The sequence below is a fragment of the Streptomyces sp. MBT65 genome (assembly GCF_016612545.1).
GTDB lineage: Bacteria > Actinomycetota > Actinomycetes > Streptomycetales > Streptomycetaceae > Streptomyces.
The window spans coordinates 26,999-38,810 of the sequence record NZ_JAENRY010000101.1 but is presented as its reverse complement, the minus strand read 5'-3'; the positions used below and the strand labels follow the sequence as shown (position 1 = coordinate 38,810).

The 11,812-nt window shown below is 68.9% G+C and carries 7 protein-coding genes, 1 tRNA gene and 1 pseudogene; 5 read left to right on the top strand and 4 right to left on the bottom strand.

The window, feature by feature from the left end; all coding sequences use genetic code 11:
* Positions 1-301 precede the first annotated feature (301 nt).
* The 4 genes from JHN63_RS23410 (at position 302) to JHN63_RS23395 (ending at position 7,234) form a co-directional block, all read left to right on the top strand.
* Positions 302-2,464 (top strand): DEAD/DEAH box helicase, encoded by a 2,163-nt coding sequence (locus JHN63_RS23410; protein WP_200683539.1) that lies wholly within the window; start codon positions 302-304, stop codon positions 2,462-2,464.
* Positions 2,465-2,648: 184 nt separating this feature from the next.
* On the top strand, positions 2,649-5,423 hold the full coding sequence (locus tag JHN63_RS54335; protein WP_200683528.1) for a VCBS repeat-containing protein: 2,775 nt from the start codon (positions 2,649-2,651) through the stop codon (positions 5,421-5,423).
* A 69-nt stretch (positions 5,424-5,492) separates the two neighbouring features.
* Entirely contained in the window at positions 5,493-7,052 is a 1,560-nt protein-coding gene (locus JHN63_RS23400; protein WP_200683526.1) for an amino acid permease, read from the top strand.
* A 109-nt stretch (positions 7,053-7,161) separates the two neighbouring features.
* Positions 7,162-7,234: transfer RNA gene (locus JHN63_RS23395), tRNA-Lys, on the top strand.
* 99 nt (positions 7,235-7,333) lie between these two features.
* On the opposite strand, the pseudogene JHN63_RS23390 reads toward JHN63_RS23395, so the two are convergent.
* A pseudogene (locus JHN63_RS23390) lies at positions 7,334-7,646 on the bottom strand (flavoprotein); the annotation flags it as partial.
* Between the two features lie 608 nt (positions 7,647-8,254).
* Here JHN63_RS23390 and JHN63_RS23385 point away from each other — a divergent pair.
* Positions 8,255-9,460, top strand: coding sequence for an NAD(P)/FAD-dependent oxidoreductase (locus JHN63_RS23385; RefSeq protein WP_200683524.1), 1,206 nt, complete (start codon positions 8,255-8,257; stop codon positions 9,458-9,460).
* A gap of 212 nt (positions 9,461-9,672) precedes the next feature.
* Here the strand turns inward: JHN63_RS23385 and JHN63_RS23380 are convergent, their stop codons facing one another.
* From JHN63_RS23380 to JHN63_RS23370, 3 genes are all read right to left on the bottom strand, one after another.
* Complete coding sequence (locus JHN63_RS23380) at positions 9,673-10,512, bottom strand: RNA polymerase sigma factor SigF (protein WP_200683522.1); 840 nt, start codon at positions 10,510-10,512, stop codon at positions 9,673-9,675.
* Positions 10,513-10,738: 226 nt separating this feature from the next.
* On the bottom strand, positions 10,739-11,092 hold the full coding sequence (locus tag JHN63_RS23375) for a PRC-barrel domain containing protein (RefSeq protein WP_200683520.1): 354 nt from the start codon (positions 11,090-11,092) through the stop codon (positions 10,739-10,741).
* Positions 11,093-11,272: 180 nt separating this feature from the next.
* A complete protein-coding gene (locus JHN63_RS23370) occupies positions 11,273-11,443 on the bottom strand; it encodes a hydrophobic protein (protein ID WP_200683518.1) in 171 nt (56 codons plus the stop codon).
* Positions 11,444-11,812 lie beyond the last annotated feature (369 nt).

Genomic DNA, 11,812 nt, shown 5'->3' with positions numbered 1-11,812 from the left:
CCCTCGTCCTCGGCCCACGAGGACCCCGTACCGCAGCTGGTGGACCGTGAGCCGGCGCCGGCGGCCGGGTCTCCGGCGTAGCGGCGGGTGTGACGCAGGTCAATGAGGGACGGTTTGCGTTGGGGGGTGGTGGGTGCGTAAGGTGGTAGATCGTTTGATCCCATTGCCCGGCGCCACTGTAGAGCGCGCCGTGTGGCGCGTACTCTCCCTTGCCGTGGCGGACCGCATTGAGGCGGTCGATAGCGAATCACGGAGTTGACGGGCGCGTGCCGACGGATACTCCGGAAGGTTTCGCATTCGCATGTCCATTTCCAGTACTGATCACGTCGTCATGCCCGAGAACGAGGGCACCGAGACGGCCGTAGACGCTGCCGCGGAGGCTCCCGAGGTGACGTTCGCGTCCCTCGGTCTCCCCGAGGGCATCGTGCGCAAGCTCGCGCAGAACGGCGTGACAGCCCCCTTCCCGATCCAGGCGGCGACCATCCCGGACGCCCTGGCCGGCAAGGACATCCTCGGCCGTGGCCGTACCGGCTCCGGCAAGACCCTCTCGTTCGGTCTGCCGCTGCTGGCGACGCTGTCCGGCGGCCGCACCGAGAAGAAGCGTCCGCGGGGCATCATCCTCACCCCGACCCGCGAGCTGGCGATGCAGGTCGCCGACGCGCTCCAGCCCTACGGCGACGTCCTCGGCCTGAAGATGAAGGTCGTCTGCGGCGGTACGTCGATGGGCAACCAGATCTACGCCCTCGAGCGCGGCGTGGACGTCCTCGTCGCCACCCCGGGCCGCCTCCGCGACATCATCAACCGCGGCGCCTGCTCCCTCGAGGACGTGCGGATCGCCGTACTCGACGAGGCCGACCAGATGTCCGACCTGGGCTTCCTGCCCGAGGTCACCGAGCTGCTCGACCAGATCCCGGCCGGCGGCCAGCGCATGCTGTTCTCGGCGACGATGGAGAACGAGATCTCCACGCTGGTCAAGCGCTACCTCAAGGACCAGGTCACGCACGAGGTCGACAGCGCGCAGGGCAACGTCACGACGATGTCCCACCACATCCTCATCGTGAAGCCCAAGGACAAGGCGCCGGTCACCGCCGCGATCGCCTCCCGCAAGGGCCGCACGATCATCTTCGTCCGCACCCAGCTCGGCGCCGACCGTATCGCCGAGCAGCTGCGCGACGCCGGTGTGAAGGCCGACGCGCTGCACGGCGGTATGACGCAGGGCGCCCGTACGCGGACGCTGGCGGACTTCAAGGAGGGTTACGTCAACGCGCTGGTCGCGACCGACGTGGCCGCCCGCGGTATCCACGTCGACGGCATCGACCTGGTCCTGAACGTGGACCCGGCCGGCGACCACAAGGACTACCTGCACCGCGCCGGTCGTACGGCCCGTGCCGGTCGTACCGGAACCGTCGTCTCCCTCTCCCTGCCGCACCAGCGCCGCCAGATCTTCCGGCTGATGGAGGACGCGGGCGTCGACGCCGGGCGTCACATCATCAACACCGGTACGGCCTTCGAGCCCGAGGTCGCCGAGATCACCGGCGCCCGTTCGATGACCGAGGTCCAGGCCCAGTCGGCGGGCGACGCCGCGCAGCAGGCCGAGCGCGAGGTCGTCCAGCTCACCAAGGAGCTGGAGCGGGCCACGCGCCGCGCCGCCGAGCTGCGCGAGGAGTCCGACCGCCTGATCGCCCGTGCCGCGCGCGAGCGGGGCGACGACCCGGAGACCGCGGTCGCCGAGGCCGCCGCCGTGGTCGAGGCCGCGGCCGCCGAGCAGCCGGTCGCCGAGGCGCCGGTGCGCGAGGAGTCCTCGTACGACCGTCCGCGCCAGCAGCGTGACGAGCGGGGCAACTACGAGCGCCGTGACCGTCGTGACGACCGCCCGTCGGGCGGGTTCCGTCGGGACGACCGCGGTGGCAACGACCGTGGTGGCCGTTCCTTCGAGCGTCGGGACGACCGTCCGTCGGGCGGCTTCCGCCGCGACGACCGCGGTGGCAACGACCGACGCGACGACCGTGGCGGCCGTTCTTTCGAGCGTCGTGACGAGCGTCCCTCGGGTGGTTTCCGTCGGGACGACCGTCCGTCGGGCGGCGACCGTGGTGGCCGCTCTTTCGACCGGCGTGACGAGCGTCCGTCCGGTGGTTTCCGCCGCGATGACCGTCCGTCCGGTGGTGACCGCGGTGGTCGTTCCTTCGACCGGCGTGACGAGCGTCCGGCCGCGTCCGGTGGCTTCCGCCGGGACGACCGTCCGACGGGCGGTGACCGTGGCGGCTTCCGTCGCGACGACCGTCCCGCGACCGGTCACCGGGGCAGCGACCGCCCGTTCAACCGTGACCGCCAGGGCGACCGCCCGGGCTTCCGCGCCGGCGGCCACGACCGTCCGTCCGGCCACCGCGGCACGACCGGCACGGGTACCGGCACCGGTACCTTCGGCCGCCGCGACGACAAGCCGCGCTGGAAGCGCAACGGCTGACGCCGAGTAGGTTCGAGGGCCCGTACGACTCACGTCGTGCGGGCCCTTCTCCGTCCCCCCTCCCTGGCTGGACGGCGCCTGGAATTCCGGTGATCAGCCGCCGCCCGCACTGGTACGCTCCCGTGGCCCTCTTAGGGCATGCACATTTCATTCACAGGCGTGGGACGAGGGGCCGGGGGGTTCCGTGAAGGGCCGCACATGCGTACGGCGCCGAGGGCTCGGGGGTGCGGTGCTGGTCGCCGTTCTCGCGCTCGCGGCGGGTTCACTGGGGGTAGCCGGGGCGGAGGGGACGGCCGCGGCCGCCGGTGCGGCGGCTGAGACCGTGCTGCCCTCCGCGATCAGGACCTACCCGCGCAACGCCGTGCTGGAGGGCTACGGTGACACCGGTCTGCTCTCGCAGCCGGAGGGCACCGCTCACCAGCAGTGGACCGACTACGCGACGGGACAGTCCCGGGACCTGACCGAGCTTGCCCAGTGGGACGGCATCCAGGGCCCCCTCGGACTGGCGCAGTCCGACACGGCGTACGAACTGACCACGGGGACCCCGTACGTCGTCCGGTTCCACGACATCGGCACGGGCACGGACCGGGGCACGGTCACCCTGCCCACCGGTCTGAGGTGGGCCGGTACGGCGGGCGTGACGGTCGTCGCGTACGAGGGCTCCCTTGCCAACGTGCGCTCGCTGCACCTGCTCAGGCCGACGGCCGACGGCGGCACCTCCGACGAACCGGTGACGGGCTTCCCCGAGGGCGCGAAGATCCTGGCCGTGAGCGCCAAGGACGCCCGCTCCCTGCTGCTGCGCTACCGCATGCCCACGGACGACCCCACGGTCTTCCTCGACCAGCTCGTGCTCGTCGACGTCCGGGACGGCACCCTCACCAAGATCTTCGACCCGTACCCGGCCACGTCCGCCAGGGTTCCCTTCCTCAGCCACGACTACGTCGGCTGGTGGTACCCGGGGGCCGGCGCCCGTCTGGTGCGCCGGGACGACGTGGGCGGTCCGGTGACCCAGGTCCCCGGCGCTCCCACGGTCGGCAAGGTCTCGCTCTCCGTCGTCGGGGACCAGGTGGTGGCGGTCGACGGCGCGTCTGGTGAGCTGCTGACGATGCCGCTGACCGGGGGCACATGGCGGCAGCTGTTCCCCGCGACGAACGGTTACCTCCGGGAGGCGCCCGACGGCTCGCTCATCGCCGAGGCGGGCACGGACCCGCAGGACTGGGGCGTGCGGCGGCTCACCGAATCACCCGAGGGCGAGGTGGTGGCCCGGGAGATCATCGACCTGCCACCGGTGCCCGCGCCCGTCGACGGGCTGAGCCTGGCCGGCGGCACGCTCACGTACACCGATCAGACCGCGTCGCCGTCGTACGACGTCATGTGGAACTCGCGTACGGTCTCGGCGGGTTCACCACCACAGGTCGGCCCGGTGCGCCAGGCCGGCGGCTGGGTCAAGCAGTGCGGTGCCGCGTACGCCTGCAACCGCCCCTTCGGCCTGACGGACGGATCCGTCGTCTACGACGACGGCCCCGACGCGCCCGGAACGGTCCACCACCGCACGTCCTCCGGCCTGACGGACAGCGTCTCCTTCGAAGGCGCCCAGGTGGTGACGGCGGACGGCCCGTACACAGTGATCTCCGGAACCGTGCACAAGCAGTACGTCTACGACTGGACGCACCACCAGGTCGTCGCCACCCGCACGGCGACCACGGCCACGCTCCGGGACGGCCAACTGTGGACCACCGCGTCCACCGCCGGACATCTGACGATGACCCGGCTCGGCTCCACCGCACCGGCCGTGGACGTCAACACCGGCTCCGCCTGCACGCCCAACGAGCTTCAGGTCTACGCCCGTTGGATCTACTGGACCTGCGCGACCCAGGGGAAGACGGGAGTGTTCGACCGCTCCCGCGGACGCTCGGTGGCCGTGCCGGCCGGCGACGCCCTCCTGGCCGACGGCTATCTGGTCCGGCACGACACCGCCCGCGGCAAGCTGGTCCGCACGGACGTCACCTCCGGCAAGGCGGTCACCGCCGATGTGGCCGACCTGCCCGCGACACCGAACCTCGACGAGCGCGTCGGCGGCTCGGACCGCCGTATCCGCTGGACGCTGGACCCGTACACCGACCGTGTGGCCTACGTGGACTCCGGGGAGCGCATCCACCTCCTGACCGGCGGGACCCCGGCCGCCCCGGTGCGGCGGGACCACGCCGGCCGGGACGGCATCGCCGACCTGCTCACCCTCGACTCCTCGGGGACACTGGCCTTCCAACAGGGCACGGGCACGGGCACGTTCGCCGGAAAGGTCAGCGGCAGCGGGTGGGCGACGAGCGTCAAGGCGGTCCCCTTCGGCGACCTGAGCGGCGACCGCTGCAACGACGTCCTGGTCCGGCTGAGCAGCGGCGCCCTGCGCCTGTACAAGCCGGGCTGCGGTGCGGCGTTGAAGCCCTCCACGCCGTACACGTCACTCGGCACGAGCGGCTGGAACCAGTACGACGTGCTGACCGCGCCCGGCGACATCAGCGGTGACGGCCGTCCCGACCTGATCGCGCGGGGGGCCTCGTCAGGCACCGTCTACCTCTACAAGGGGACGAGCACGGGCAAGCTGTCGGCCCGCGTGAAGCTGTACGCCGACTGGAGGACGTACAAGAAGGTCGTCGGCGTCGGTGACCTGAACGGCGACGGCATCGGCGACCTGCTGGCGCAGGACAAGGCGAACAACCTCTACCGCTACTACGGCAGCGGCAGAGGCACGTTCGGGGCGCGGGTGAAGCTGTTCACCGCGTGGGGCGGGTCGTACGACACGGTCGTCGGGGTCGGCGACATCACCGGGGACGGGAAGGCGGACCTGGTCGAGCGGGACTCGGCCGGGGTGCTGTACCGCAACAGCGGTGACGGGAGGGGGTCGTTCGGGGCGCGCACGAAGATCTCGACCGGCTGGCAGAGCTACAAGGGCATTTTTTAGCCACATCGAGTCCTTATCGATTCCTTAAGTGGCGCATGTCACGCCCCCGGCGAGGGAATCGCTGGGGGCATGACAGATGACGCCATAGCGAGTGGGCTGTCAAAGGGAGATCCCCCCGGTCTCTCCGACGAAGAACGGCTTGCCCAACTCGGCTACACGCAGGTTCTCGCCCGCCGCATGTCGGCGTTCTCCAACTACGCGGTCTCCTTCACGATCATCTCGGTCCTGTCGGGCTGTCTGACGCTCTACCTGTTCGGCATGAACACGGGCGGCCCGGCCGTCATCACCTGGGGCTGGGTGGCCGTAGGCCTGATGACGCTGTTCGTCGGCCTGTCGATGGCCGAGATCTGTTCGGCCTACCCGACGTCGGCGGGTCTGTACTTCTGGGCCCACCGCCTGGCGCCACCGCGCAGCGCGGCGGCCTGGGCGTGGTTCACGGGCTGGTTCAACGTGCTCGGCCAGGTCGCGGTGACCGCGGGCATCGACTTCGGGGCGGCGTCGTTCCTGGGCGCGTACCTGAACCTCCAGTTCGACTTCAAGGTGACGCCGGGCCGCACGGTCCTCCTCTTCGCGGCGATCCTGATCCTGCACGGCCTGCTGAACACCTTCGGCGTGAAGATCGTCGCCATCCTGAACAACGTGAGCGTGTGGTGGCACGTGCTCGGCGTAGGCGTGATCGTGGGCGCGCTGACCTTCGTCCCCGACCACCACCAGTCGACGAGTTTCGTGTTCACGAAGTTCGTGAACAACACGGGCTGGGGCAGCGGGGTCTATGTGGTGCTGCTGGGCCTGCTGATGGCGCAGTACACCTTCACCGGCTACGACGCCTCCGCCCATATGACGGAGGAGACGCACGACGCGTCCACGGCCGGCCCGAAGGGCATCGTCCGCTCCATCTGGACGTCGTGGATCGCCGGCTTCGTGCTCCTCCTGGGCTTCACGTACGCGATCCAGTCGTACGGCGACGAGCTGGCGTCGCCGACGGGCGCACCCCCGGCGCAGATCCTGCTCGACGCCCTGGGAGCGACGGCGGGCAAGCTGCTGTTGTTGGTGGTGATCGGGGCGCAGCTCTTCTGCGGGATGGCGTCGGTGACGGCCAACAGCCGCATGATCTACGCCTTCTCACGCGACGGCGCGCTGCCGTTCTCGAGGGTCTGGCACACGGTGAGCCCGCGCACCCGGACGCCGGTCGCGGCGGTATGGCTGGCGGCGGCCGGAGCGCTGGTCCTCGGCCTCCCCTACCTGATCAATGTGACGGCGTACGCGGCGGTCACGTCCATCGCGGTGATCGGCCTCTACATCGCGTACGTCATCCCGACGCTGCTGCGGCTGGGCAAGGGGGACGACTTCCAGCGCGGGCCGTGGCACCTGGGCCGGTGGTCGCGGCTGATCGGCACGGTGTCGGTGGTGTGGGTGATCGTGATCACGGTCCTCTTCATGCTGCCGCAGGTCTCCCCGGTCACCTGGGAGTCCTTCAACTACGCGCCGGTGGCGGTACTGGTCGTGCTCGGCTTCGCGGCGGCCTGGTGGGGCGCCTCGGCCCGACACTGGTTCCTGAACCCGGAACACGACCGCACGAAGGCACGGGAGGCGGCACGATCCGGGGCGCCCGAACCGGTAGATCCGTAACACTCCGGACCGGCCCGACCTCGTTCCCCACGTCCGGCACGGCCGTGTCCCCGATACCCGATCGGAGACACGGCCACCTCCCGCTATGCTCGGGGAGGCAACATCGCGAGGACCCTTAGCTCAATTGGCAGAGCAGTGGACTTTTAATCCATTGGTTGTGGGTTCGAGTCCCACAGGGTCTACGGGCGCGGGGGAGGGGAGATCCCTTCCGACCTGCGGTGCAGCGCTCGGGTCGGCTTCGGTCGGCTCGGGCGCTGTTGGCTTTTCGGGGTCGTCCTGATCGCGGGCAGCTTCGGGGCGAGCAGCTCCAGCACTTCCTCCCAGCGATACCGATCCGCCCCACCGCCCGCCTTCGGCCGATGAGGCTCGTACGACCCGATCAGGACGCCCATCTCGCGCAGCCGTTCCAGGCTCTGCCGGTACACCCATGGCGGGTGCTTCGCACAGGATGCCCAGGGCGAGGTTGTCGGAGATCCCCGCGGCCCACTTGTTGACGGTGTTGAAGCTGGCCGGTGCGACCGCGATCGCATCCGCGGGCCGGGTGGGGCGCGGTTGGTCCGGTGTTCGCCAGGCGGAGCGGATGGGGAGACCGGTCACCCACTGACCGGCGGCGTACGGGGCACGTCGACCGCTGTACCTGTCGGCCGTGAGGCCAGAGTGCCGCCTGACAACTCACCACCGACCAGGTACGAGAGGAAACAACCGTGCTCGCCGACTCCGGCCCATGTTCGCAGCGCGTTTTGTTAATTCGCCTTCAACCGAGACAAGCAGACTGGCGAAGACGAGTGTTCGAACGAATGCCTCTGATCCAGCCGGGGCCGGCAGGTGACAGTCGGCCTTGACGGCGCAGGACGCGGGTGTGACAGCGATCGACTGGAATGCGAGCGCATACTCCCCTCGCTGGTCAAGCAATATTCGGCTGACCAGATACCCCGCAATGCGTCAAGACCTTGTGCGGTAATTGATCGACGGCTCCCTTTGGTCGTGTGGAAGTAGTGAAATCCCGCACAGTGGATGGTTGGTACGTCCTTGGTGCCGGGCTATTGGTGTAGGCTTTCAGGGCACACGAAATTGCTTTCCGGTTGGTAGTCCGGACCGCAGGTCACCGGTTTTCCATTCTGCGTCAACGTCCTCTCCCTCGGGGGAGTCCTGGTGTGCTCCGAGTACGAGAAGAACTCTGCACTGGGAGTACTGTGTCCGAAATGCGAATTGTCATCGCCGGCGGCGGACTCGCCGGGCTGACACTGGCCCACTACCTGAACCGGCACGGCCTGGACGTGGCCGTCTACGAACGCGACGCCGATATCGCGGCACGCGAGGCCGGATACCGGATCCACATCAACTCCACCGGCACCTCCGCGCTGCACGCGGCGCTGGAGCCTCGCCTGTGGGAACTGTTCCTGGCGACCTGCGGCATGCCGAGCGAGGACATGCTCCTCTTCGACGAGCAGCTCAACCTCCGCCCCGGCCGCGACAGGTCGGCCACCGAGGGCACCGGCGTGCCCGCCGACATCCCCGAACACCTGGTGGTGTGCCGCTCGACCCTGCGCCGCATCCTCTACCTCGGCCTGGAGAAGGCCGTGCGCTTCGGTGCCAGGGTCACCGGCTACCGCACCCACCCCGACTCGACGATCACCGTGCTCCTGGAGGACGGTGCCACCGTCGAGGCCGACGTGCTCATCGCCGCGGACGGCATCAACTCGGCAGTCCGCGCCCAGCGCCTGCCCCAGGTCCAGGTCGCCGACCTCGGCTCCCGGCACATCGCCGCGAAAATCCACCTCACCGACGAGGCCAAGGCCAAACTGCCCGCCGAGCTGTTCAACGCCTTCTCCCTGGCCTACGACCCCGACTTCACCGGACTGACCCTCGGCCCGCTGGAGCGCACCGACCCCACATCACCGCTGATCGCCGAGCAGGACTCAGGGTTCCAGCGCGAGGCCACCGCCGACTACGCGCTGAGTATCTTCAACTCCCTGCCCGACCGGATGCTCCCCGACGCCGAACTGTTCACCGCCGGCCCCGACACGCTCAAGGCACACGTCCTGCAGCGCGTCGCCGGCTGGCACCCGGCCCTGGTCGACACCGTCCGGCTGTGGGACACCGCCACCGTGCAGGCCCTCAAGTGCCGCAGCTGCGTACCCGTCGACGCCTGGGAACCGTCCACCGTCACCGTCATGGGCGACGCCATCCACGCCATGAGCCCCGCCCTGGGCATCGGCGCCAACACCGCACTGCGCGACGCGCACACCCTGGGAGATCAACTGCTCGCAGTCGGCGCCGGCGGCAAGTCGCTCCTCGACGGCATCGCGGCTTACGAACAGGCCATGCGCGACTACGCCTACCACGCCCTGCGCATGTCCGCGTTCGTCGGCCAGAAGGTGATCGGGCACCTGCCTCTGCCCGAATAGCCATGGAATCGCTCGGGTGGTGCACAAATGCACCACCCGAGCCCACCGCCTATTCGCACCAAAGGGCAACTTTGGCAACGCGTCCCAGAGGTCACGGGCGCCCCGGGGGTGTACCAGGATCCCGCCGACTTCCTCGGACACGTGGACACCTGCGTCTTCGCCGGCCGGGAGTGACTGGGGCGAGGGCGAGCAGTGGCTGTGGACCGGCGTGGTCAGTTGGTGGTGAGCATGCCTGCGCGGAGTTTGGCGAGGGTGCGGTTGAGCAGGCGGGAGACGTGCATCTGGGAGACGCCGAGGTGTTCGCCGATCTGGGCCTGGGTGAGTTCGTCGACGAACCGCATGTGGATGATGTGCCGTTCGCGGTCGTCGAGTTCGGCGATCAGGGGGGCCAGGGCGTTGAAGTCCTCGACGAGTTCGAGGGCGTTGTCGTCGAGGCCGATGAAGTCGGCCAGCGCGGCTTCGCCGTCGTCGCCGGAGCTGATGGCGGCGTCGAGGGAGGCGGAGTTGTAGCCGTTGGAGGCGAGACGCGCTTCGTTGACCTCTTCCTCGCTGAGGCACATCAGCTGGGAGAGTTCCTTGACGGTGGGCATGCGGCCGAGCCGGCTGCGGAGCTCTTCGTTGGCTTTGGCGAGCTGGACGCGGGCTTCCTGGAGGCGGCGGGGGACGTGGACTGCCCAGGAGGTGTCGCGGAAGAAACGCTTGATCTCGCCGGTGATGTAGGGGACGGCGAAGGAGGTGAACTCGACTTCGCGGGTGAGCTCGAACCGGTCGATGGCCTTGATCAGTCCGATCGTGCCGACCTGGACGATGTCCTCCATCTCGTCCTGGCCGCGGCTGCGGAACCGTGAAGCCGCGTACCGGACGAGCGTGATGTTCATTTCGATGAGGGTGTTGCGCGCGTACTGGTACTCGCGCGTGCCCTCTTCGAGGACGGCGAGCTGGTCGAGGAACAGCCTGGTCAGCTGCCGGGCGTCCTTGGGGGCGACCTGTGAGGGGTCCGCGATCTCCGGCAGCACCCGGGTCTGTGCGTCCGCCGTCTTCGTCACCGTCATGTCAGGCCCCTCCCACGTGATCCGGACTCGGTGCCGCCGGTTCGTTGTCCGGCGACAATGATCGGCCTACCCGGGTTCGCGGAATGCATACCAGGTGATTTCAGAGAGGGTCCGCCGACTGCTGTCGGACCGGGTCCCCCGGCCCCCTGGGGGCGGGTCGGTGGGGATCCCACGGAGGGCCCGCCGGAGTATCTCCGGCGGGCCCCGCTTCTGGACTGGTGCGAGGTCAGACGACTCGCTGGGTCTGGTAGTAGCCGGCTACCTGCTCGTGGTAGCCGGCATCGCCGACGTGCTTGTCCTTGTCGAACTCGGGGGACTCCCTGATCTGGTCCCTCGTCAGGCCGACGTAGATCTTGCGCTCGGCGTGGTCGACCGTCTTCACGGTTCCGGCGGGCAGCAGGACGTGCATGCCGAAGATCCACACGCCGGTGTCGACGACGAGGTAGGCGGAGGCGACGTCGTCCGAGTGTTTGTCGACCTTGCCGATGCTGCCATCGGTGGCCTCGACCGTGTATCCGATCAGGTCGGTGCCCGCGGTGTGGCCGGTGGTCGGCTCGTAGCCCCAGATGTTGTCACTCATGGAGAACGGCTCCCTCATCGAGATTGTTTGTTGCTCCCGCATGTGAACCAAGAAGTCGTGCAGGCGTAACCGAATTCGGTGACGCCTGTTCGGAACTTCAGAGATCCGAATGCCCCGGCCGGCTGGTCCCACACATTCACATCGGGAAGGAACGGGGACGGAACAGGGGTGGGTGTCCGCCTACCAGCGGTACCAGCGGCCACGCTTGCCACCACTTGCCGTGGGGCGGATCACGAAGCCGAGGACCCATGCGATCAGCACGATGACGGCTATCCACCACAGGGCCTTGAGTGCGAAACCGGCACCGAAGAGGATCAGGGCAAGCAGAAGAACAAGAAGAATAGGAACCATTGTTATCAACCTCCGGCCCTTCACGTGCCCTGTGGAGCGATCTTCACTCCTGCGGACTTTATGTGTTTCCTGGGCGGGCCCGAAGGTGTTGAGAGTCCGTTCGGCAATCGTCCGGTTGGAAGGCGGGGCGTCTGGTGGGACGGGTGGCCGACCTATTTCGCGACGTGCAGGGGTGAGCGGTTGTGACTGCGGACGAGAAGGCGAAGACCAAGGACGCCATCAAGCCCAAGTGGGGCACCACTGGTCGGCGGCTCGGACGGCCGCGGAGTGCGGGGAGGACGGGGCCGTGCCCGGGGGCGGTCACTCCGGCGGAGCGGAGTCGTGGGCGCGGAGCTCCACCCGGCGCCACTGGAGGTCGGCTTCCGCGAC